Genomic DNA, 21,792 nt, shown 5'->3' on the forward strand with positions numbered 1-21,792 from the left:
CTTTGGCAAAGGACTTTCGTTACCGCTTCTCTGACCTGCGGGGAGCGCCGGAGTGATTGGCCATGCGGAAGAGATTTTCCCCCGCTGGTCTCCTGTGTTGTCTCTGTTGCGCAGGTCTCATGCCTTGCTGCTTGTTCTTGTAATCCGGACCGGGCCGGTGAGGCTGCATCATGCTGCTGGCCGCGCCCCCGCATTGGGATGAGTCGCGCAGAGGTCATGTGGTCTGACCAGCGGAGGCTAGAATTTCACATCACCCAGGCAGTGTCAAGGATGAATCGAATGGAACAAAAAAATTCATCCTTGGTGCCATGCAGCATTAATACCCCGTCGCAAAGCCTTGCCAGCTCTGGCTTTCAGGCGGGCTGTGTGTTTTACTGCATGTTGCAGCGGCGACGCAAAAAGCCAGCCTCACAATGCTGACAAAAAGCTTTCTCGCGATCTGGTATTACCACTTGACCAAACAAATCCGGCTGCAATAGACTCGCAGCCAATTACACAAGTCACGTCGCTTCAGCGTGCTTCGCCACCGTCGGGGACGGGGCAGGCCGCAGGGCAGAACGGACGGCACAGACCCAGCCGCCACGGCGGCTCCAGGCAACGGAGACATCCCATTGGCTTATCCAGGCACAGCATCGCATGTGAACCGCAGGACGCCGGTTGGCCGGGCGCAAACGCGCTGCGCCGCTACCGCTGCCAGCGTGCGTGCGCGCCGCGCCTTGCATCGCTGCTCCGCTTTCGGGTCCCTGCTGGCCTTCCTGCTGATTGATTTTTCCCGCTATTTCTTTGACCAGGGCGACAGTCATCCTGTCGCCGCGCGCGCTCTCGCCTGAGTTTGACAAAGACCAGGTTCGCGCAGGCAGCAAGCATTGAACGGCACTGCCGGCCTCATCCGGCTGGCAGCACATGGATCGCATGAAGCAGGGCAAGGGACGCAGTGCGCGCTTGCGCACGCACCTTGCCAGGGAAACGACAATGACTGACGACACCAAGAAAAAATCCACCCGCCGCAGCCAGGCCTGGTTTGGCCGCCAGGACCGCGATGGTTTCATCTACCGCTCCTGGGTGAAGAACCGCGGCATCCCGCACGACCAGTTCGATGGCCGTCCGGTGATCGGCATCTGCAATACCTATTCCGAACTGACCCCCTGCAATTCGCACTTCCGCGCCCTGGCCGAACAGGTCAAGATCGGCATCTGGGAAGCCGGCGGTTTCCCGCTGGAGTTCCCCGTGATGTCGCTGGGCGAGACGCTGCTGCGCCCCACCGCCATGCTCTACCGCAACCTGGCCAGCATGGATGTGGAAGAGTCGATCCGCGCCAATCCGCTCGATGGCGTAGTGCTGCTCATGGGCTGCGACAAGACCACGCCGGCGCTGCTGATGGGCGCGGCTTCAGTGGATGTGCCGACCATCGGCGTCTCCGGCGGCCCGATGCTCTCGGGCAAATACCGTGGCCGTGAACTGGGTTCCGGTACGGGCGTATGGCAGATGTCGGAAGACGTGCGCGCCGGCAAGATGACGCAGGAAGAATTCTTTGAAGCCGAGAGCTGCATGCATCGCTCGCACGGACATTGCATGACCATGGGCACGGCTTCCACCATGGCCAGCATGGTCGAGGCATTGGGCGTGGGCCTGCCGCACAATGCCGCCATTCCGGCCGTCGATGCGCGCCGCAACGTGCTGGCCCGCAACGCCGGCCGGCGCATCGTGCAGATGGTGGACGAAGACCTGGTGCTCTCCAAGATCCTCACCCGCCAGGCTTTTGAAAATGCCATTCGCGTCAACGCCGCCATCGGCGGTTCCACCAATGCGGTGATCCACCTGCTGGCCATTGCCGGCCGCATCGGCATCCAGCTCGACCTGAAGGATTGGGACGACATCGGCCAGCAACTGCCCTGCCTGCTGGACCTGCAGCCCTCGGGCAAATTCCTGATGGAAGATTTTTACTATGCGGGCGGCCTGCCGGCGGTGATCCGCCAACTGGAAAGCGTGATCGACAAGACCGCCCTGACCGCCAACGGCAAGACCCTGTGGGAGAACTGCCAGGATGCGCCGAACTGGAATCCGGAAGTCATCCGCAGCTTCGACCAGCCCTTCAAGGAAGCGGCCGGCATCGCCATCCTCAAGGGCAACCTGGCCCCGGACGGCGCCGTCATCAAGCCATCGGCCGCCACCCCTGCCCTGCTCAAGCATCGCGGCCGTGCCGTGGTCTTCGAGAACAGCGACGACCTGCACAAGCGCATCGATGACGAGAACCTGGATGTCGATGAAACCTGCGTGCTGGTGCTCAAGAATTGCGGTCCCAAGGGGTACCCCGGCATGGCCGAAGCGGGCAACATGCCGCTGCCGCCGAAGGTGCTGCGCAAAGGCATCACGGATATGGTGCGCGTCTCGGATGCGCGCATGAGCGGGACCGCCTACGGCACCGTGGTGCTGCACGTCTCGCCGGAAGCGGCCGCCGGTGGGCCGCTGGCGCTGGTGCAGAACGGCGACTTCATCGAACTCGATGTGGAGGCACGCAAGCTGCACCTGGATGTGTCAGATGAAGAACTGGCGCGCCGCCGTGCGCAATGGCAAAAGCCTGAGCTGCCGCCGCAGATGCAGCGCGGCTGGGTCAAGCTCTATGTGGACCACGTGCAGCAGGCCAACCAGGGCGCGGACCTTGATTTCCTGGTCGGCAAGAGCGGACCTTACGTGCCCAAGGACAATCACTGAACTGGCCTGCCCTTGCCCCCAGCAACGGCGGCAAGGGCAGGAGAAATTTTCAAAGCCAACTGGCTTGACCGAATTCCACCTGCAGCAACGCATCAGGCATCACAAGCTTCACAGGCTTCAACAAGCAGCATTAAGCAAAAGTTAAGGGTCATTCAAACAGCATTAAATTCAGCTTAATACCAGCATCCGTCGTCCCCCGGGAGCACGGTACAGCCACACAAACGGCGGCCGTGTTCCAGGAAGTAGTTGCATCAGGTGGACCAAGACAACCATCACGGAGACGAGCAATGAAAGTACTGATTACGGACTACGATTTCCCCGACGTCGACCTGGAGCTTGCGCTCTACAAGGAAGCCGGTGTGGAAGTCGTGACCGCGCAATGCCGCACGGAAGAGGAGGTGATCGCCGCCTCCGCAGGATGCCAGGGCCTGCTGGTGCAATACGCACCGGTGAACGCCAAGGTCTTTGCGGCCCGTCCTGAAATCCGCATCGCCAGCCGCTATGGCGCGGGCTTCGATACCATCAACACGGCCGATGCCGCAGCACACGGCGTGTGGGTCGCCAACTCGCCCGACTATGGCGTGGGCGAAGTGGCCACCCATGCACTGGCCATGGCACTGGACCTGATCCGCAATATCACCGTCTATGACCGTGCCGTGAAAGCCGGCGAATGGCACTACACCACGGCCGGCATCATTCCGCGCGCTTCCGATCTCACCATCGGCATCATCGGCCTGGGCCGCATCGGCAAGCGCATGGCGCATATCTCGCGCAATCTCTTCAAGCGCGTCATTGCCTATGATCCCTACATCATTGATGGCGATTTCCCCGCCTACGTGGAACGCGTGAACCGCGAAGAACTGTTCGCCCAGGCGCATGTGGTGTCGCTGCATACGCCCTTGAACGACGAGACGCGCAACATGATCGACGCTTCGCTGCTCAATCTCCTGCAGCCGCAGAGCTATCTGGTGAACTCCGCACGCGGCGGCCTCATCAAGATCGACGACCTGCTGGCCGCGCTGGAAAACGGCCAGCTCAAGGGTGCCGCGCTGGACGTCCTGCCGGTGGAGCCGCCGCAGACAGCCTCGGCTATCGTGCAGCATCCACGTGTGCTATTGTCGCCGCACGCGGCCTTCTTCTCGGATGTCGCAGCGCGCGAACTGCGGCGCAAGGCGGCCCAGAACCTGATCGACTGGGACCGCAACGGACGGCCCTCCTACGTGGTCGTTCAGGGCAAGAACAAATAAGTCAAAACAATCACCCCGGCAACGGGGCGCCAACGCAGCACCGCGCCGGCCGCCAGCCGGCGCTGCATCAGTGTAGACAACGAAAAAAAGGAAGACCGGCAGGATCTTCCACGCGTCCCTCCACAGGACGTGCCTGAACAAAGTGCGTTGTGAACGGCTCCGCCTGGAACCGGTTCCGCAGCGTCGATACGAGGATAGACACGAGGAGCATTTGATGGCATCAGTACAGATCCGCGCAGTCAAGAAACAGTTCGGCAGCACCCAGATCATCCGGGGCGTCGACATCGATATCGCCGATGGCGAATTCACCGTCCTGGTCGGTCCGTCCGGCTGCGGCAAGTCGACGCTGCTGCGCATGCTGGCGGGACTGGAGGAAATCACCGGCGGCGAGATCCTCATCGGCGGCACCGTGGTCAACAACGTCCAGCCCAAGGACCGCGACATCGCCATGGTGTTCCAGAACTACGCGCTCTATCCGCACATGACGGTGCGCGACAACATGGCCTTCTCGCTGACCCTGGCCAAGAAGGACAAGTCCTTCGTGGAAGAACGCGTCAAGAAGGCCGCCGACATCCTCGGCCTGAACCAGCTGCTGGACCGCTATCCGCGCCAGCTCTCGGGCGGCCAGCGCCAGCGCGTGGCGATGGGCCGCGCCATCGTGCGCGATCCGCAGGTGTTCCTGTTCGACGAACCGCTCTCCAACCTCGATGCCAAGCTGCGCGTGCAGATGCGCACCGAGATCAAGGAACTGCACCAGCGCCTCAAGACCACTTCCATCTATGTCACCCACGACCAGATCGAAGCCATGACCATGGCCGACCAGATCGTGGTCATGCGCGATGGCCTGGTGGAACAGCGCGGCCGTCCGCTGGACTTGTACGACCATCCGGCCAACCTGTTCGTGGCCGGTTTCATCGGCTCTCCTGCAATGAATTTCATCCCTGCCACCCTGCGCCGCAACGGTGGCGGTGGCGCAGCAGAAGTCGAGTTCGCCGATGGCACCCGCGTGCCAGCGCCCTATGGCAGCGCCCTGCAGGGCAATGACGGGCAGAAGGTTACCTACGGCGTGCGTCCCGAGCACCTCGCCATCGGTGCGGCCGGGCAAGGCATTGCCACCAAGGTCATCGTGGTGGAACCGACCGGGGCCGATACCGAAGTGTTCTCGCGCTTCGGCGAGACCAGCCTCACCTCGATCTTCCGCGAGCGCCATGATTTCGGCGCGGGTGACGTGATCCATCTGGTCCCCGACCACAGCCGCACGCACCTGTTCGATGCCGAATCGGGCAAGTCGCTGGCGGCCCGCTGATCCACCGCACCATCCCTGCAGTCCCAAGCACCACCCGTAGCGCAGCATCACAAGAAAAAGAGTCCATCCGCAAGAACAGCCGTTCGAGAGCGGTCCAATTCGACTTTCAACCGAAGGAGTAGGAGACATGAGCAAGCTGACACGACGCGAATTCCTGGTCACCAGCGCTGCCGCCGCAGCCGCATCGAGCATGGGCGTGAACGCCTTTGCCGCAGGCCCCGGCGCGGCTGGCGCCGACAGCATCAAGTACCCCATCGAACAGGGCGCGACCCTGCGTATCCTGCGCTGGAAGCGTTTCGTCCAGGGCGATGAAGACCTGTGGAACGCCAACGTCAAGAAATTCACCGAACTGACCGGCGTGGCCGTGCGCACCGACAGCGAAGGCTGGGAAGACGTGCGTCCGAAATCGGCTGTGGCCGCCAACGTGGGCAGCGGTCCGGACATCGTGCTGGGCTGGTTCGACGACCCGCAGCAGTACCCGACCAAGCTGATCGACATGACCGACCTGGCCGACTCGCTGGGCAAGCGTTATGGCGGCTGGTACGACGTCTGCCGCAAGTACGGCACCAAGGACGGCAAGTGGATCGCCCTGCCGCTCGGCGTGATCGGCAATGCCCTGGTCTATCGCGAAAGCCAGATCAAGGCGGCCGGCTTCGATGCCATTCCCAAGGACACGGCCGGCTTCCTCAAGCTGTGCCAGGCCTTGAAGGCCAAGGACACTCCGGTCGGCTTCGCCCTGGGCAAGGCCGTCGGTGACGCCAACAACTGGGCGCACTGGCTGCTGTGGTCGCATGGCGGCAAGCTGGTGGACAAGAACGGCCAGGTCGCCATCAACTCGGCCGAGACCCGCGCCGCGCTGGAATACGCCAAGCAGCTCTATGCCACCTTCGTGCCCGGCACCCTGTCGTGGCAGGATCCGTCCAACAACAAGGCCTACCTGGATGGCCAGATCAGCCTCACGGCCAACGGCATCTCGGTGTATTACGCCGCCAAGAACTCGCAGGATCCCAAGCTGCAGGACATCGCCAAGGATACCCAGCACGCGCACTTCCCGGTCGGCCCGGCCGGCAAGCCCACCGAGCTGATGCAGATCACGCAGATGATGGTGTTCAAGCACACCAAGTTTCCCAATGCGGCCAAGGCCTTCGTGCAATTCATGTTCGAGCCGGACCAGTACAACCCGTGGATGAAGGCTTCCATCGGCTATGTCAGCCAGCCGCTGAAGGCCTACGAGAAGAACCCGGTCTGGACCGACGATCCGAAGGCCACGGTGTACCGCGACTCGGCCTCGCTGATGCTGGACCATGGCCACGAAGGCCCGCTGGGACAGGCCTCGGCGGCTTGCATGGCGGACTACGTGGTGGTGGACATGGTGGCCGAGGCCGCCTCGGGCGCCAAGACCGTGCAGCAGGCCATCGATCGTGCGGCCGAGCGCGCCAAGCGGTATTACAAGACCTGATGGCAGCAGCCTGAACGTCAGCAGGGCGGGTCCGGGTTCCCTCGGGACAGCGGGCAAAGGGGCAGGTTGTCAGGGCTTGCCGACCCGGTCCCGCCGCGCTGGCGCATCGCGACGCGTCACTACCGTATTGGCCGCAGGCCTGGCTTGCGGCCCTTTCATCGAGGCACATCATGCTATCCCGATTCCTGAACAACCGTAACGTACTGGGCATGCTGTTCATGGCCCCGGCCGTGATCCTGCTGGTGGTGTTCCTGACCTACCCGCTGGGCCTGGGCATCTGGCTGGGCTTCACCGATACCAAGATCGGCGGCGAAGGCAGCTTCATCGGCCTGGACAACTACACTTACCTGGCCGGCGATTCGCTGGCGCAGCTGTCGCTGTTCAATACCGTGTTCTACACGGTCAGCGCCAGCATCCTGAAATTCGCACTGGGCCTGTGGCTGGCCATCCTGCTCAACAAGAACGTGCCGCTGAAGACCTTCTTCCGCGCCATCGTGCTGTTGCCCTGGATCGTGCCGACTGCGCTCTCGGCCCTGGCCTTCTGGTGGCTGTATGACGCACAGTTCTCCGTCATCAGCTGGGCCCTGCACAAGATGGGCCTGATCGACCGCTACATCGACTTCCTGGGCGACCCGTGGAATGCGCGCTGGTCCACCGTCTTTGCCAACGTCTGGCGCGGCATTCCCTTCGTGGCGATCTCGCTGCTGGCGGGCCTGCAGACGATCTCGCCCTCGCTCTATGAAGCGGCTGCCATCGACGGTGCCACGCCCTGGCAGCAGTTCCGCCATGTGACGCTGCCCTTGCTCACGCCCATCATTGCGGTGGTGATGACCTTCTCGGTGCTGTTCACCTTCACCGACTTCCAGCTGATCTATGTGCTCACGCGTGGCGGTCCGCTCAATGCGACGCACCTGATGGCCACGCTCTCCTTCCAGCGCGCCATTCCCGGCGGTGCCCTGGGTGAAGGCGCGGCACTGGCAACCTACATGATTCCCTTCCTGCTGGCAGCGATCATGTTCTCGTATTTCGGCCTGCAACGTCGCGGCTGGCAACAAGGAGGTGACAAATAATGGCCAAGAAAAAAGACGACCAGCAGGAAACCCAAGGCATGGATTTCCTGCAATCGACACCGCGCCGCTGGGTGACGATCTACATTCCGCTGCTGATCTTCCTGTTCGTGCTGCTGTTCCCGTTCTACTGGATGGTGATCACGGCCTTCAAGCCGGACAATGAATTGCTCTCGCAGACCGGCAACCCCTTCTGGGTCGTTGCCCCGACGCTGGCGCACTTCAAGAAACTGCTGTTCCAGACCCAGTATCCGGCCTGGCTGCTCAACACGGTGATCGTGTCGGTGGTATCGACCTTCGCCTCGCTGGCGGCCAGCGTCTTTGCCGCCTATGCGATCGAACGCCTGCGCTTCCAGGGCTCCAAGCAGGTCGGGCTGGGCATCTTCCTCGCCTACCTGATCCCGCCCTCGATCCTGTTCATTCCGCTGGCGGCGATCGTGTTCAAGCTGGGGCTGTTCGATACGCGCTGGGCGCTGATCCTGACCTATCCGACCTTCCTGATCCCGTTCTGCACCTGGTTGCTGATGGGCTACTTCCGCTCGATTCCTTATGAGCTGGAAGAGTGCGCGCTCATCGATGGTGCTACGCGCTGGGAGATCCTGGTCAAGATCATCCTGCCGCTGGCGGTGCCGGGCTTGATCTCGGCGGGCATCTTTGCCTTCACGCTGTCCTGGAACGAGTTCATCTATGCGCTGACTTTCATCTCCTCCTCCGAGGTGAAGACGGTGCCGGTGGGGATCGTCACCGAGCTGGTGGAAGGCGACGTCTATCACTGGGGCGCACTGATGGCCGGGGCGCTCCTGGGCTCGCTGCCGGTGGCGGTGGTGTATTCGTTCTTTGTGGAGTATTACGTGTCGGGGATGACGGGGGCGGTGAAAGAGTAGCCTGCCTCCGCTTCCGCCTGCGATGAAACGGCACCCTCAGGGGTGCCGTTTTTTTTTGCCTGCCATCAACACCCGATGCAAAGGTCAGGTGAAGTCAGGATTGCAAGGTGCGTGCTCGTTGCAAGCGCAACACGCATGGCTTTCAACCAAAGCTCATCAGCGGTTAAGATCGCGGTGACGCATCGCGTCAGCCATGAAGAAACGGCATCCTGCTCCGGATGCCAGTTCGTTCCAACAATAACGAAAAACGTAAAGGGAAGGGCAACATGGAATTCACTTATCACAATATCCTGCTGGACAACGGGACCTACACCAAGCCAGATACCATTCTTCTGCAGGATCACCCCCAGGCGATCTCGGCGAGGAAAGTTCTGAACCTGGCCTTTCCCGGCAACCGCCGCAATTACCGGATCATCGACCTGGGATGCCTGGAAGGTGGCTACACGGTGGAATTTGCCCGCATGGGATTTGAATCCATCGGGCTGGAGGTACGGGAGGAAAACTTTGCGTGCTGCAATTACGTGAAGCAGAACCTGAACCTGCAGAACCTGCATTTCGTCAAGGACACGGCCTGGAATCTGGATCGCTACGGTCCTTTCGATGCCTCGTTCTGCTGCGGTCTGCTGTATCACTTCGACAAACCCCGCGCCTTCCTGGAAAAGCTGGCGCGTCACACCAAGAAGGTGATGATCCTGCAGACGCACTTTTCCACATCACTGGAAGATGGCGTGAAGTATTACAGCCTCTCCCCCATGCAGGTCAATGAAGGCCTCAACGGTCGCTGGTACCACGAGTTCCATCCCAGCACGCCCTACGAGGAGCGCGAAAAACTGCGCTGGGCGTCCTATGAGAACGATCGTTCCTTCTGGATACAGAAGGAACATCTGCTCGGACTGATCCACGACCTGGGCTTCACCACGGTGTTTGAACAGTACGACAACTGGGCCCCCAACATGGGAGAAAACCTGGAGAAGAACTACGCCGGCACGCTGCGCAGTACCTTCGTGGGCATTCGCGATCTGTAAGCCCCAACCGTAAAAAAATCCCCGCGTTGTGCAGACGCGGGGATCGTTGATAGCCCGGCAGATGCCGGACCATCGCTCACTACTGCTGCTCACTACTGCTTGGCCAGTGGCGCACTCCCCGCCTCCACCGTTTTCTTCTCCGGCAGCTGCTTGCGCACCTTGGCCACGTCGGACGCGTTCACCGAAGACGCCTGGTTACCCCAGCTGCTACGGATGAAGGTGACCACATCGGCCACTTCCTGGTCCGACAGCCGGCTGGCAAAGCCCGGCATGGCGAACTGGGTCGGTGCCTTGTGGGTCCACGGCATTTCGGCCCCCTCCAGCACGATGCGGATCAGCGAAGCCGGTTTCTCGGCATTGACCGTCGGCGACAAGGCCAGGGTCGGGAAGGTCTCGTCATAGCCCTTGCCGCTGCTGCGATGGCAGGCCGCGCAATTGTTCAGGAAAGCCATCGCACCCGGACTCTGGTCGCTGCCTTTGCGCAAGGCCTGGTGGGTCTTGTCGTCATAGGCCAGCGCTGGCGTGCCCTCCTTCACCGCCTTCAAGGACTTCAGGTACTTGGCCATGGCCGAGAGATCTTCCTCGGTCATGTACTGGGTACTGTTGGCCACCACGTCGGCCATGCCGCCAAAGGCAGCGGAATGGCTGTTGCGGCCGGTCTTGAGGAAGGCCACGATGTCAGCCTCGCTCCAGTTGCCCAGACCATCGCGGGCATCACCGCGCAGGTTGTTGGCCAGGTAGCCGTCGATCACGCCACCGGAGAGGAACTGGCTGCTGTCATTGGACAGCGCCTTTTCCTGCATGCCCGCGCCGCGCGGCGTGTGGCAGGCACCACAGTGGCCCAGGCCTTCCACCAGGTATTGGCCGCGGACCAGCGGACTGTTGTCCTCCGGACCATCGGCCGCCACTGCCGGCGCGAACACCTTGCGCCACACCGACAGCGGCCAGCGCATCGACAGGGGCCAGGTGATGTCCACACCGCGATTGGGTGCGGGATCGGCCTGCACGCCCTGCATGAAGTAGGCATAGAGCGCCTTCACGTCTGCCGGCTTGACTTTGGCGTAGGAGGGATACGGCATGGCCGGATAGAGCGACGCGCCATCCTTGCGGATGCCGTGACGCAGCGCACGGTCGAAATCCTCTTCGCTGTAGTTGCCGATGCCGTGTTCCTTGTCCGGCGTGATGTTGGACGAATACACCGTGCCGATGGGCGTAGCAATGGGCAAGCCACCCGCAAAGGGCTTGCCGCCCTTGGCGGTGTGGCAGGCCACGCAGTCCCCGGCCTTGGCCAGGTACTCGCCACGCTGCACCAGCTGCTGGTCGGCCGAGGAAGCGGCGGCATTGCTCTGCGCTGCTGCGGTGAAGGCGGACAGCGACATGACGGCCGCACAGGCGGCGATGAAATAATGCTTGATCATGATGGTCGTCATCCTTATGCCTGCACCAGCGGGCCGGGGTTTTTCAGATACTGCTCACGGATGGCCTTGGCGGAGTGATACGCCAGCGCCGTGACCAGCCCGGTCGGGTTGTAGCCCATGTTCTGCGGGAAGGCGCAAGCGCCGTAGACGAACACGTTGGGCACATCCCAGCTTTGCAGGTATTTGTTGACCACGCTGTTCTTGGGTGTGGTCCCCATGATGGCGCCCCCGGTGAGGTGGGTCGATTGATAGACCCGCGTATCCCAGGACGACCCGGTCTTGCGTACCGCCTTGACGACCTTCTCCGGATTCATGGCCTGGCCGACCTTCTCCATCTCGCCGGCGATGTAGGTCAGCATCTTGCCTTCGTTCTCCTTCCAGTTCAGGGTCATGCGCAAGAGCGGCTGGCCATTGGCATCCTTGTAGGTCGGATCCAGCGACAGATAGCAATCGCGATACGCCATCACCGAACCGGACATGCCGATGGTGAGCGTGCGCTGGTAGGCATCCTGCACGCTGGCCTTCCATTCCGAACCCCAGTTGGGGACCTTCTCGCCCGGCATGGTGCCGGCCTGCTTGATGGGACGGCCGCCATAGCGCACGTGACGAATCGAGGCACCGCCGATGAAGCCCAGCGGACCGTGATCGAACTGGTCGGCGTTGAGGTCGTCCATGCCCACGCCACCGGCACCGGTGCCGATGAAGGGATTGAACTGCGTGCCCTTGGGCATGACCACGTTGATGCCGCCGTTGTACTGGTAGGCGAAGTTCTTGCCGACCACGCCTTCGCCGGAGACCGGGTCATAGGGCTTGCCGATGCCCGAGAGCAGCAGCAGGCGGACGTTGTGGGTCTGGAAGGCGGTCAGCAGGACCAGGTCGGCGGGCTGCTCGACTTCGCGGCCCTGGGCATCGATGTAGGTGACGCCGGTGGCGCGCTTGCCGGAGGCATCCAGGTTGACCTTGATGACCTGGGCCTTGGTACGTACCTCGAAGTTCTTGCGCTTCAACAGTACCGGCAGGATGGTGGTCTGCGGCGATGCCTTGGAATACATGTAGCAGCCGTAGTTTTCGCAGAAGCCGCAGTAGTTGCAGGGACCGATGCGTACGCCATACGGATTGGTGAAGGGCTGCGAGGCATTGGCCGCGGGCGCCGGATAAGGGTGGTAGCCGACGTCGCGCATGGCCTTCTCGACCAGGGAGGCGCTGTACTGGTACTGCAGCGGCGGGGTCGGAAATTCATCGCTGCGCTCGCCTTCCAGCGGATTGCCGCCGGCCACGATCTGGCCCTTGAGATTACCGGCCTTGCCGGAAACCGCCATGACCTTTTCCGAGAAATCGTAAAACGGCTCCAGCTCCTTGTAGGTCACGCCATGGTCCTGGATGGTCATGTCCTCGGGGATGAATTTCTTGCCGTATTTCTGCTCGTGGTGCGTGCGCATTTCCAGCTCTTCGGGCAGGTTGCGGTACATCATGCCGTTCCAGTGGAAACCGGCACCGCCCACGCCATCGCCCAGCAGGAAGGAACCATGCTGGCGGTACGGCACGGCCACATCCGAGAGCGTATGACGAATCGTGACGGTCTCGCGCGAGAGATCCTGAAACAGCGCGCCGCGCACGGAGTATTTCAGTTCATCGACAGCCTTCGGATAAGGCGTGTCGGTGTTGGTGTCACGCATGTCGCCGCGTTCCAGCGCCAGCACGTTCAGGCCGGCTTCGGTGAGCTCCATGCCCATGATGGAGCCGGTCCAGCCCAGGCCCACCATCACTACATCCACTTTGTCTTTTTTGATAGCCATGATCAGCCCTTCTCTCCCAGAATCGACACGGGGCCGTATGGATATTTGACGTTGTATTGATCGACCCAGTCGGCGTAATCGGCGCGCGCACCGGGGAAGCCGACCATCTTCCAGCCGCCCATCTTCTGGTTGCCGCCGTACATCGGGTCGGCAAAATAACCTTCCTTGGTATTGCCCAGCATGAAGCTGAAGAAGGTCTTGGCGGGCACGGTATCGAAAGCGATCTTGCCGCCTTCCATCATCTTGAGCACCTCCAGCTGCTTGGCCTTGTCGAGTTCGGCGAAGACCTTGCCGTGGTTCTTGCTGCACCAGTCATTGCAGGCAGCGATGCCCTGGCGGTAGATGTCGCGCGGCACCAGCGAGAGCTGGTAGCCGAGTTCCGGCACGCTGTCCGGGTGGAAGGGACCTTGCATGTACCAGAGCTTGCCGGCGCCGTAGGGGGTTTCCATCTGGCGGTCGATGAACTCGGGCACGCCGGTTTCGAGCGCACCGGCACCGTACTGGTCGGAGGGGATGAGGTGATCGACGGCGGCGTTGAGGAAGGCCCATTCAGGCGCGGTGAAGTAGGTGGGCGTGTAGGCGCGGGGCTTGCCGGGTTCGCTGCTGTCGGCCATTGCCGGCTGGCTGACTGCAACGGTGGTGGCTCCGCCTAGCGTGGTCGCGGCTGGGACGATGGCCAACACCTGGCGCAGGAAGCGCCGCCTGGGCTCTTTATCTTGTGACATGAGTATCCTTTGGACGTGGGATTTGACGAGGGCAATGCAGGATGCTGGCGCGAGCGGCGCGGCAAGGATGAACGCTCCCCTGCGTACCGGACGGACGCACTCTCTTCTTGTTATGGTGAGACTGCCTGTGCAGCGGCTACGGGCACCGCTGCACAGGTGGATGAATCAGTTCGGCAGGGCATCGGCCCTGCCCTGCTTCAAGACTTCAGGACTTCAGTACTTCAGGCCAGCACTTCGCCGAAGAAGGCCTGCAATGCGACCGCGGCGCGTTCTGCCGTCTGGCGGTGGTAGAAGAAGCCGGGATGGTTGGCATCCGGATCGGTGAAGGAGTGGCCGGCCAAGCCATAGTTGACCAGTTGCCAGTCAACCTTGAGCGCGCTCATTTCGTCGATGAAGCCATTGACCTGATCGCGCGGCACCGACGGGTCCTGCACGCCGTGCAGCACCAGGACCGCTCCCTTGACCTTGCTCTCGCCCGGGGCCGGGGTATCGAGCGCACCGTGCAGCGACACCGTGCCGCGCACGTCCGCACCATCACGCGCCAGTTCCAGCGCAGCGGTGCCGCCGAAGCAGAAACCGCTGGCGCCCAGCTTGCCGGCATCGAGCTTGACGAAGGTCTGCTCGCGCAAGACCTTCAGCACGCCATGCATGCGCTTGCGCAGTTCGGCGCGATCCTTCTTCAGCGGGAGGATGGCGGCCAGAGCTTCGTCCGGATTGGTCGGACGCAGGCTCTTGCCGAACACGTCGGCCACCAGGATGGCATGGCCGGCACCGATGGTGGTGGCGGCGATTTCCAGCGCCTGCTGGCGCAGGCCGAAATAGTTGGGGATGGTCAGCACGCCCGACACAGGCGGCTGTGCCTTGTTGTAGAGCAGGACGCTTTCGTAATCGATTCCATCGGCGCTATGGGCGATGGTCTCGATGCCGAGGTCGGTGGCGGGGATGCCGAGCTTCTCGGCGATGGCGGCGGTGTTCCAGGACGTGGACATGGATGGAGGCTCCTTTGGTTGGCAAACGCCGCCCGGCGTGGAGACCGGGCGGCGTTCAGGAAACTTTTGTTTGGCGCGAAGATGAACCACACGGTCAATCGGTGCGGCATGGCCGTGCTGTTTCCAGCTCAGCCATGCCCTTGCCTTGACCGTGTTCGGGCAGCAATGTTCGCACAAACAGTGCATTTCTGCAGAAGGTCAGACCAGTGAAGCTCGAACAAATGCGAGGCCGGTCCCTACAACATCCATACAAGCAGCGTGGTGATCAGCGACAACTTGACTTTTACTTGCGAGCAATGGATTCTTGCCCGACCCCATCGGCAGACCTCTTCCATACAACGACCAATACAAGAGCTTCCATGAACGATCATCCTGACTTGCCTGAATCTTCCCTTCCCTCGCCTTCCGTTCCGGCGGCGCCCGGCAATTTCGCGACCGCCCTGCGTGACTCGGCCGACCACAGTGCACCGCAGGCCTTTACCTTCAGCGGACGCGGCTCCGAATATTTCCGCATCTGGATCGTCAACCTGCTGCTGTCGATCGTCACGCTGGGCATCTATTCGGCCTGGGCCAAAGTGCGTCGGCTGCGCTACTTCTACGACAACACCTCGGTGGCCGGGGCCAGCTTCGACTATCACGGCAACCCCGTCGCCATCCTCAAGGGACGCATCCTGGCCGTCGTGCTGATCGTGGCGTACCAGATCGCCGGCTACATCAACCTCCTGCTGGGCCTGATTGCCGCGCTGGCCTTGATGCTGGCCAGTCCCTGGCTGATCTGGCGCAGCCTGCAGTTCAAGCTCTACAACACCAGCTATCGCGGCATCCGCTTCGGTTTTCGCGGCAGCTTCGGCGGCGCATTCAAGAATTTCCTGCTGTGGCCCATGCTCTCGGGTATCAGCCTGGGCCTGTTGATGCCGATGGCGGCGCAGCGCTTCAAGCGCTTCCAGCACAATGAAGCGCGCTTCGGTGCCACCCACTTTTCCTTCCACGGTTCGGTCGGCGCGTTCTATCTGGCCTTCGCGGCCGGTATCGGCGGCTGGATCGCCGGCTCGGTGCTCATCGTGGTCGGCTTTGGCGGCGTGGCACTGTTCCAGTCGGTGCAGTCGGGTGCGGGCTCGATCGCCGCGTTCGGGCTGATGTTGTTCGCCCTGTATGCTTGGTCTTTCCTGATCATTCCGCTGTGGATCACGCTGCTGCAGAACCTGGTGTGGAACAATACGCGCCTGGGCGAGCATCGCTTCGAAAGCCGCATGCGCTGGGGCCGCACCGCCATCATCCTGCTCACCAACGTGCTCGGCATCGCCTTCACGCTGGGTCTGTTCACCCCCTTCGCGCAGATCCGCATGATGCGCTACCGCATCGAGTCGGTCACGCTGCTGCCGGCGGGCAGCCTGGATGACTTCATCGCTTCCAGCGAATCACCCGGCTCGGCCACCGGCGAAGGCCTGGGCGACCTGCTCGACTTCGACCTGTCGATGTAAGCCATGACCGTCTCCGCTTCCTACTACGACGGCAAGACGTCAAGGCGCCACCAGGTGACGCTGGCCGTCAGCGATGGCATGGCCCAGGTGCGCGGCGAGGTGGAGCGGGACTGTCCGATCGCCCAATTGCGCGTCTCCGAGCGCCTGAACCGGGCAGCGCGCAAGGTCAGCTTCCCCGATGGTGCCTATCTGGAGATCATCGACGGTGCTGCCTTCAGCGCCCTGCTGCACGACACCGGCCACCGCGATTCACTGGTGGTCCGGCTGCAGCAAAGCTGGCGGCATGCGCTGGCGGCCTGCGCGGCGCTGGTCGCGGTGGTGGTACTGAGCTACCTGTACCTGCTGCCGCTGGCCGCGCAGGGCATCACGGCCATCCTGCCGGTGGCGGTGGATCGCCAGGTCGGTCAAGGTACGCTGGACTTTCTCGACCAGCACGTGCTGGCACCCAGCCAGCTCGACGCCCAGCGGGCCAAGGGCATCACGTCGCGCTTTCGTGCCCTGACCGCGCCGATGGCGGATGCGCCCGACTACCAGATCGTGTTCCGCAAGAGCCGCATCGGTCCCAACGCCTTCGCCCTGCCCTCGGGCCAGATCGTGGTCACCGATGAGATCGTGCAGCTGCTTGATGATGATGACGCCCTCATGGGGGTGCTGGCCCATGAACTGGGCCATGTGCACCGGCGCCACCTGATGCGGCGGCTGATCCAGAGTTCGGCCATCGCGGCCACGGCCACCTTGCTGTTCGGCGATGTCTCGGCGGTCCTGGCCAACATCCCGACGGTCTTGCTGGATCTGAAGTATTCGCGCGATATCGAACGCGAGGCCGATGATTACGCCATCGCCATGTTCAAGGCCAATGGCCTGCCGCGCCAGAAACTGGCGCTGGTGTTCGAGAAACTGGAAGACATGGGCAAGAGCAAGGACAGTCCGGCAGCACGTTACCTGTCCAGCCATCCGGCCAATGAGGAACGCATCGCGCACATCCTCGGTGCCCGCTGAGCGCAAGTACTGCCTGCAATAAAAAACCCGGTGCGCAGGCGCGCACCGGGCTTCCGCCATCAAACTGTCGCACGTCTGATGTCCCGGCTAACCCGGGCTCTCGTTTCCTTCCACCAGTGCCTTGAGCGAATCCAGCACCAGTCCGTTGCTGCGGATCCAGTCCTGGCCACTGCGTTCGCTGATCACATCATCCTGGTCCGGCGAGGACAGATCGATGATCTCGCTCTCCAGCGATTCGATCGAGAGCGCCGTCGTAAACGCCTTGACGACCGGCTTGGTCAGGTCCTTGTGATTCTGGCGAATCACCAGCGCTGTGCGGCCTGAACGCAGCTTGACGATGGATCCGATGGGATAGATGCCCAGCGTCTTGACGAAGGTCAGGAAGATGGGGCGATCGAAGTGGCCGCTCCAGCTGGCCATGCGTGCCAGCGACTCGGCCGGGTCCCAGGCGGATTTGTAGGTGCGGTCGGAGGTGATGGCGTCATACACGTCACACACCGCCGCCATGCGCGAATACAGATCGATCTGGTTGCCCTGCTGACGCCCCGGATAGCCGGTGCCATCGATCTTTTCGTGATGATGCAGGCAGACGTCGAGCACATAATCCGGCACCCCCGCGAAGCCGCTCAGGTATTCATAGCCCAGCGTAGGATGGCGCTGGATGATGCGGAATTCCTGATCGGTCAGCTTGCCGGGCTTGTTGAGCACGTCGAGCGGAATGAAGGCCTTGCCCACATCGTGCAGGTAGCCGGCCAGTCCGGCTTCCTTGCAGGCCGTATTGTCCATGCCCAGCGTGCGTGCCAGTGCCACCATCATGGTGCAGACGGCAATGGAATGCAGGTAGGTGTATTCGTCGGCGCGCTTCAAGCGGATGATGCTGAGCAGGGCATTCGAATTGCGCGTGACCGAGGCGGCGATTTCTTCCACCAGGTCCTGGCATTGCGCGACATCCAGGGTCTTGCCCAGGCGCGCCTGCCGGAACATCTGCTGCGTCGATACCTTGGCGCTCTCGTAGAGCCGCAGGGCTTCGCTCAGTTCGTTGCGATACTCGTCCTCTGGCGTGAGCGGCACCGGCTTCACACGCGGTTCTGCGGCCACGTCCATTGCTTCGACGGCGCTACCCGGAATGACATCCCGGCCCAGCGCGACGTCGATCCAGCAGAACTCGAAGCCGGCGCTGCGGGCGCGGCTGATGTCTGCGGCCTGCTCGATCAGGAACTTGCTGCGCCAGAACGGATTGTCGATCCAGGGGCCATCGAAACCGGAAAAATACATGCCCACGGCCAAGTCGTCGACGCTGATTTTTTTGAGTTGTGTCATCTGAGCCTGAGTGAAGTTGCTTCGCCGCGACATCGCCCCGGCTTGTGGCCCGACTGTATTACATCTTGAGCGGATTGATTAGCGGGAAATTCCTGATGACACTCGTTAGAGAAACGATGCAATCTCCAAAAGGTACAGTGTTGTCCGTGCAGACAAAGAAAAACCCGGGGCGCTGGCGCGGCCCGGGTCGGCAGGTGAGGCAGGCGTGACGAGTCGATGACTCGCGATGTCAGTGACGCTGCTCTTCCTGCGACATGCTCGACAAGCCCGAATACAGGCTGCAGCAATGCGGCGCACCGCGGTGCGAACCGGTGTCGAGTTCACTGGAGTCATTGAGAAAATCAACCAGCTTGCGATAGAGTTGTGCGAAGTAGTGCATGACTTACCCCCTTTCACTATTGACTGATGGCAGGCTCCCGAAGGTTTTCTGCCAGTGCCGGTCTGTCCATGGTGTCGACTCATACGGCCGGCACGAACCGCATAAATTGTTTATATCATTTATTCTAGGTGCATGCAGGCCGCGCGTCTATCAGGATTTCTCTGACATGGCTGTGGTTGTTGCGCGTAATCATCACTTCAGCCAACCCTACACGCAGCCTGCCTGCACCTTCAGCCATGTCCGGAAAGCCGCCATGGCGGCGGTTTGCGGGCGTGACTTCAAGCGCGTGAGCCAGTAGGCACCGAGCACGATGCGCTGTTCGAAGGGGCAGACCAGCCGCCCCTGCCGCAATTCGCGCTCGAACATCATCACCGGCAACAGCGCCACGCCGGCCTCTTGCGCAGCCGCTTCAGCCAGCGCCAGCGAGGAGTCGAATACGAAGCCGCGCAAGGGCGGGCAAGGCGCAGCGGCGGCCGCAAACCAGCGGTGCCACTCGTCACTGCGATAGGACCGCAGCAGCGTCTCGGCCGCCAGGTCGGAGGGCGTGCGCAAGCGCGCGGCAATCTCCGGTGCGCACATGGGTGCCAGTGGCGCTTCGAACAGACGTTCAGCCTCGGTGCCATGCCATGCACCATCGCCAAAACGAATCGCATAATCGAGCCCCTCACCGGCCAGGTCGACACGGTTGTTGTTGGTGAGCAGGCGCAGGTCGACGAAGGGATGCTGCTGCTGGAATTCGCGCAGGCGCGGCATGAGCCAACCCACGGCGAACGTTCCGACCACCCCGACGGTGAGCACCTCGCGGCGCCGGCCATCTTCGAACTGGGCCAGCACGTCGGCAATGCGCCCGAAGGATTGCGCCACCACCGGCAGCAGCGCCAGCCCTTCGTCGGTGAGGGCCAGGCCGCGTGGCAGGCGACGGAACAGGGTCACGCCCAGCCGCTGCTCCAGATTCTTGACCTGCATGCTGACGGCGGTCTGGGTCACGCTCAATTCCTCGGCGGCGCGCGTGAAGGAGAGATGGCGGGCCGAGACTTCGAAGGCGCGCAAGGCATTGAGGGGCAGGTACATGAACACTCCAGGCATCAGTTTTTCTTGGGCTTGCGTCCAATTATCGTGAATTGTGAGCACCGCGACTACTGCCTATGATGCAGCCCTGTTGCCATCATTCATCGAGGAGTATCCATGTCTGGACGACGTCATTTTCTGTCCGTCGCCGCGCTGGCCGGTGCGGGCCTGATCAGCCGCAGCTGGGCGGCCAGCCTGCAAGGCGCAAGTAAAACTGTGGACTCATCCGCACTGACCGCCACGCTGTCGCGACTGGAAGCCGATATCGGCGGGCGTCTGGGCGTGTCGCTGGTCGATACCGCCGGCGGCCGTCACTGGGGCTATCGTGCCGATGAGCGCTTCCCCATGTGCAGTACCTTCAAGTTCCTCGCGGCGGCCGCCGTGCTGCGTCGCGTGGACGAGGGCAAGGAGCAGCTGGCGCGCCGTATCGTCTATCGCCAGCAGGACCTGGTGCCCTACTCGCCCACCACCGGCAAGCACACCGGCGGGGATGGCCTGTCGCTGGCACAGCTGTGCGAGGCCGCCATCACTCTTTCGGACAACACCGCCGCCAATCTCATGCTGGAGAGCATGGACGGTCCCGCCGGCATGACGCGCTTCGTGCGGTCGCTGGGCGATGAACTGACCCGGCTGGATCGCAATGAGCCCACGCTCAACGAAGCCGTTCCCGGCGACCCGCGCGACACCACCACTCCGGCCGCGATGACTGCCGACCTGCGCCAGCTGGTGCTGGGCAATGCGCTGACACCGGCCTCGCGCCAGCAGCTTGCGCAATGGCTGGTGGCCAACCAGACTGGCAACAAGCGCGTGCGCGCCGGCCTGCCCAAGGGCTGGAAGGTCGGCGACAAGACCGGGACGGGACGGCTGGGCACGGCCAACGATGTGGGCGTGGTGTGGACAGAGAAAGGCGCACCGCTGCTGTTTGCGGTCTATCTCACCGAAAATGCGGCCACCGATGCCCGGCGTGATGCGGTGCATGCAGAAGTGGGCCGCCTGATCGGTCAGTTCATGACGTAAAAAGTTGCTGCTGTTCAGCTGGCGAAACTGAACGAAACTGCACCGATCCCCTCCAGCGCCCCCTCGATCTGCCGCCCTGCGCGTGCAAGCTGCAGCCCGGTGCAGGAGCCGGTCGTGATGACCTGGCCCTGGCGCCATGGCTGGCCACGGCGCGCGCAATGCAGCGCCAGCCAGCCCAGCAGGGGCCACAGGTCAGCCGGATTGCCCCCGGTGGTGCGGGTGATCTCCTGGCCATCGATGTGCAGACTGGCCGCGATCTGGCGCAACGAAAGCGTAGCCGGCAGCGGCTGGGCGGCACCGATGATCAGGGCACCGTGGCTTTGCAGGTCGGCCATGCCGGCCCAGGGGTTGGTACAGGGCGGATGTCCGAGGCGCGTCTCCACCACTTCGATGGCCGGCAGGATGGCGTCAAAGACCGTGCGCAACTCGGCCTCATCCGGCACTTGATCGCCGGGATGGTAATCACGCCCGACCCGCAAGGCCAACTCCACTTCCAGACCGCGCATGCGCCATTGCGGCCCGCGCAATGGCGCTCCCGAGGCCAGTACGCCGGAGGCCGGCAGCGGCGCACAAGCTGGCAGGCTGCCATCCCCCTTGCTACCGACCTTCCAGCCCCCGATCGGCCCCAGGCGTTGCAGTTGAGCGTCCTGCACGGCGTAGGCGCTATCGGCATCGCCGACGGCCAGGCGGCGCCAGTCCAGGGCCAGACCACTGTGGCGGGCGTCGAGCAGGAGTTGGGTGGCGGCGTCGATATGCATGCGGGAATTCTCCGAAACAGAAAAGAAGGCAGCGCGCATTGTACTGGCTGCCAAGGCGCTCGCCCACAGCAAGCACGGCCGTGAACTCGCCGCCACCAGCGCACTCCGACCTGAATGCCGATAATGGCAGACAGCGCTTGAC

Annotated in this window: 18 protein-coding genes; 10 read left to right on the forward strand and 8 right to left on the reverse strand. The window is 62.5% G+C overall.

Features of this window, described 5'->3' with window-relative positions; all coding sequences use genetic code 11:
- The first annotated feature begins 972 nt into the window (after window positions 1-972).
- The 7 genes from J2X56_RS09100 (at window position 973) to J2X56_RS09130 (ending at window position 9,700) form a co-directional block, all read left to right on the forward strand.
- Window positions 973-2,712, forward strand: a complete 1,740-nt coding sequence (locus tag J2X56_RS09100; RefSeq protein ID WP_121045155.1) for an IlvD/Edd family dehydratase — start codon at window positions 973-975, stop codon at window positions 2,710-2,712.
- A gap of 287 nt (window positions 2,713-2,999) precedes the next feature.
- Complete coding sequence (locus J2X56_RS09105) at window positions 3,000-3,959, forward strand: C-terminal binding protein (RefSeq protein ID WP_121045157.1); 960 nt, start codon at window positions 3,000-3,002, stop codon at window positions 3,957-3,959.
- 214 nt (window positions 3,960-4,173) lie between these two features.
- Window positions 4,174-5,265 (forward strand): ABC transporter ATP-binding protein, encoded by a 1,092-nt coding sequence (locus J2X56_RS09110; protein ID WP_209567304.1) that lies wholly within the window; start codon window positions 4,174-4,176, stop codon window positions 5,263-5,265.
- 127 nt (window positions 5,266-5,392) lie between these two features.
- Entirely contained in the window at window positions 5,393-6,724 is a 1,332-nt protein-coding gene (locus J2X56_RS09115) for an ABC transporter substrate-binding protein (protein ID WP_121045161.1), read from the forward strand.
- A gap of 170 nt (window positions 6,725-6,894) precedes the next feature.
- Window positions 6,895-7,794 carry a carbohydrate ABC transporter permease gene (locus tag J2X56_RS09120; RefSeq protein ID WP_039784562.1) on the forward strand — a complete coding sequence of 300 codons (900 nt, stop codon included), beginning with the start codon at window positions 6,895-6,897 and terminating at the stop codon, window positions 7,792-7,794.
- A complete protein-coding gene (locus J2X56_RS09125; protein WP_039784561.1) occupies window positions 7,794-8,675 on the forward strand; it encodes a carbohydrate ABC transporter permease in 882 nt (293 codons plus the stop codon). Before J2X56_RS09120 ends, J2X56_RS09125 begins: the two co-directional genes overlap by 1 nt.
- Window positions 8,676-8,941: 266 nt before the next feature.
- A complete protein-coding gene (locus J2X56_RS09130) occupies window positions 8,942-9,700 on the forward strand; it encodes a bifunctional 2-polyprenyl-6-hydroxyphenol methylase/3-demethylubiquinol 3-O-methyltransferase UbiG (protein WP_034330406.1) in 759 nt (252 codons plus the stop codon).
- 92 nt (window positions 9,701-9,792) lie between these two features.
- Here J2X56_RS09130 and J2X56_RS09135 read toward each other — a convergent pair whose 3' ends face one another.
- The 4 genes from J2X56_RS09135 to J2X56_RS09150 form a co-directional block, all read right to left on the reverse strand.
- Window positions 9,793-11,118 carry a cytochrome c gene (locus J2X56_RS09135; RefSeq protein WP_310160463.1) on the reverse strand — a complete coding sequence of 442 codons (1,326 nt, stop codon included), beginning with the start codon at window positions 11,116-11,118 and terminating at the stop codon, window positions 9,793-9,795.
- 14 nt (window positions 11,119-11,132) lie between these two features.
- The gene (locus tag J2X56_RS09140) at window positions 11,133-12,914 is read right to left on the reverse strand and encodes a GMC family oxidoreductase (protein ID WP_121045165.1); all 1,782 of its coding nucleotides are present in this window, start codon (window positions 12,912-12,914) and stop codon (window positions 11,133-11,135) included.
- Between the two features lie 2 nt (window positions 12,915-12,916).
- The gene (locus J2X56_RS09145) at window positions 12,917-13,639 is read right to left on the reverse strand and encodes a gluconate 2-dehydrogenase subunit 3 family protein (protein WP_039784558.1); all 723 of its coding nucleotides are present in this window, start codon (window positions 13,637-13,639) and stop codon (window positions 12,917-12,919) included.
- 221 nt (window positions 13,640-13,860) lie between these two features.
- The gene (locus J2X56_RS09150; protein ID WP_310159740.1) at window positions 13,861-14,628 is read right to left on the reverse strand and encodes a dienelactone hydrolase family protein; all 768 of its coding nucleotides are present in this window, start codon (window positions 14,626-14,628) and stop codon (window positions 13,861-13,863) included.
- Between the two features lie 359 nt (window positions 14,629-14,987).
- Here J2X56_RS09150 and J2X56_RS09155 point away from each other — a divergent pair, with 359 nt between their 5' ends.
- Together J2X56_RS09155 and J2X56_RS09160 are read left to right on the forward strand one after the other, a co-directional pair.
- Window positions 14,988-16,109, forward strand: a complete 1,122-nt coding sequence (locus J2X56_RS09155; protein WP_121045171.1) for a YjgN family protein — start codon at window positions 14,988-14,990, stop codon at window positions 16,107-16,109.
- A 3-nt stretch (window positions 16,110-16,112) separates the two neighbouring features.
- Window positions 16,113-17,108 (forward strand): M48 family metallopeptidase, encoded by a 996-nt coding sequence (locus J2X56_RS09160; RefSeq protein WP_310159744.1) that lies wholly within the window; start codon window positions 16,113-16,115, stop codon window positions 17,106-17,108.
- An 87-nt stretch (window positions 17,109-17,195) separates the two neighbouring features.
- Here J2X56_RS09160 and J2X56_RS09165 read toward each other — a convergent pair whose 3' ends face one another.
- The 3 genes from J2X56_RS09165 to J2X56_RS09175 all read right to left on the reverse strand — a co-directional run bounded on the left by J2X56_RS09165 (window position 17,196) and on the right by J2X56_RS09175 (window position 19,878).
- The gene (locus tag J2X56_RS09165) at window positions 17,196-18,428 is read right to left on the reverse strand and encodes an HD-GYP domain-containing protein (RefSeq protein ID WP_204725805.1); all 1,233 of its coding nucleotides are present in this window, start codon (window positions 18,426-18,428) and stop codon (window positions 17,196-17,198) included.
- A 229-nt stretch (window positions 18,429-18,657) separates the two neighbouring features.
- Window positions 18,658-18,807, reverse strand: a complete 150-nt coding sequence (locus J2X56_RS09170; protein ID WP_166675078.1) for a hypothetical protein — start codon at window positions 18,805-18,807, stop codon at window positions 18,658-18,660.
- Between the two features lie 207 nt (window positions 18,808-19,014).
- Window positions 19,015-19,878, reverse strand: coding sequence for a LysR family transcriptional regulator (locus J2X56_RS09175; protein ID WP_121045177.1), 864 nt, complete (start codon window positions 19,876-19,878; stop codon window positions 19,015-19,017).
- 114 nt (window positions 19,879-19,992) lie between these two features.
- Here J2X56_RS09175 and bla point away from each other — a divergent pair, with 114 nt between their 5' ends.
- Window positions 19,993-20,892 (forward strand): class A beta-lactamase, encoded by a 900-nt coding sequence (bla, locus tag J2X56_RS09180; RefSeq protein ID WP_204725807.1) that lies wholly within the window; start codon window positions 19,993-19,995, stop codon window positions 20,890-20,892.
- Window positions 20,893-20,906: 14 nt separating this feature from the next.
- Here the strand turns inward: bla and J2X56_RS09185 are convergent, their stop codons facing one another.
- Entirely contained in the window at window positions 20,907-21,650 is a 744-nt protein-coding gene (locus J2X56_RS09185; RefSeq protein ID WP_310159753.1) for a fumarylacetoacetate hydrolase family protein, read from the reverse strand.
- Window positions 21,651-21,792: the final 142 nt, after the last annotated feature.

Origin of the sequence: Herbaspirillum sp. 1173 (assembly GCF_031455335.1) — a bacterium.
In the GTDB taxonomy this organism is placed as follows: Bacteria; Pseudomonadota; Gammaproteobacteria; order Burkholderiales; family Burkholderiaceae_D; genus Herbaspirillum; species Herbaspirillum huttiense.

Excerpts from the sequence above, each read along its gene's own strand:
- J2X56_RS09100 (WP_121045155.1), top strand. The coding sequence starts at position 973 with ATGACTGACGACACCAAGAAAAAATCCACCCGCCGCAGCCAGGCCTGG.
- J2X56_RS09105 (WP_121045157.1), top strand. The coding sequence starts at position 3,000 with ATGAAAGTACTGATTACGGACTACGATTTCCCCGACGTCGACCTGGAG.
- J2X56_RS09110 (WP_209567304.1), top strand. The coding sequence starts at position 4,174 with ATGGCATCAGTACAGATCCGCGCAGTCAAGAAACAGTTCGGCAGCACC.
- J2X56_RS09115 (WP_121045161.1), top strand. The coding sequence starts at position 5,393 with ATGAGCAAGCTGACACGACGCGAATTCCTGGTCACCAGCGCTGCCGCC.
- J2X56_RS09120 (WP_039784562.1), top strand. The coding sequence starts at position 6,895 with ATGCTATCCCGATTCCTGAACAACCGTAACGTACTGGGCATGCTGTTC.
- J2X56_RS09125 (WP_039784561.1), top strand. The coding sequence starts at position 7,794 with ATGGCCAAGAAAAAAGACGACCAGCAGGAAACCCAAGGCATGGATTTC.
- J2X56_RS09130 (WP_034330406.1), top strand. The coding sequence starts at position 8,942 with ATGGAATTCACTTATCACAATATCCTGCTGGACAACGGGACCTACACC.
- J2X56_RS09135 (WP_310160463.1), bottom strand. The coding sequence starts at position 11,118 with ATGATCAAGCATTATTTCATCGCCGCCTGTGCGGCCGTCATGTCGCTG.
- J2X56_RS09140 (WP_121045165.1), bottom strand. The coding sequence starts at position 12,914 with ATGGCTATCAAAAAAGACAAAGTGGATGTAGTGATGGTGGGCCTGGGC.
- J2X56_RS09145 (WP_039784558.1), bottom strand. The coding sequence starts at position 13,639 with ATGTCACAAGATAAAGAGCCCAGGCGGCGCTTCCTGCGCCAGGTGTTG.
- J2X56_RS09150 (WP_310159740.1), bottom strand. The coding sequence starts at position 14,628 with ATGTCCACGTCCTGGAACACCGCCGCCATCGCCGAGAAGCTCGGCATC.
- J2X56_RS09155 (WP_121045171.1), top strand. The coding sequence starts at position 14,988 with ATGAACGATCATCCTGACTTGCCTGAATCTTCCCTTCCCTCGCCTTCC.
- J2X56_RS09160 (WP_310159744.1), top strand. The coding sequence starts at position 16,113 with ATGACCGTCTCCGCTTCCTACTACGACGGCAAGACGTCAAGGCGCCAC.
- J2X56_RS09165 (WP_204725805.1), bottom strand. The coding sequence starts at position 18,428 with ATGACACAACTCAAAAAAATCAGCGTCGACGACTTGGCCGTGGGCATG.
- J2X56_RS09170 (WP_166675078.1), bottom strand. The coding sequence starts at position 18,807 with ATGCACTACTTCGCACAACTCTATCGCAAGCTGGTTGATTTTCTCAAT.
- J2X56_RS09175 (WP_121045177.1), bottom strand. The coding sequence starts at position 19,878 with ATGTACCTGCCCCTCAATGCCTTGCGCGCCTTCGAAGTCTCGGCCCGC.
- bla (WP_204725807.1), top strand. The coding sequence starts at position 19,993 with ATGTCTGGACGACGTCATTTTCTGTCCGTCGCCGCGCTGGCCGGTGCG.
- J2X56_RS09185 (WP_310159753.1), bottom strand. The coding sequence starts at position 21,650 with ATGCATATCGACGCCGCCACCCAACTCCTGCTCGACGCCCGCCACAGT.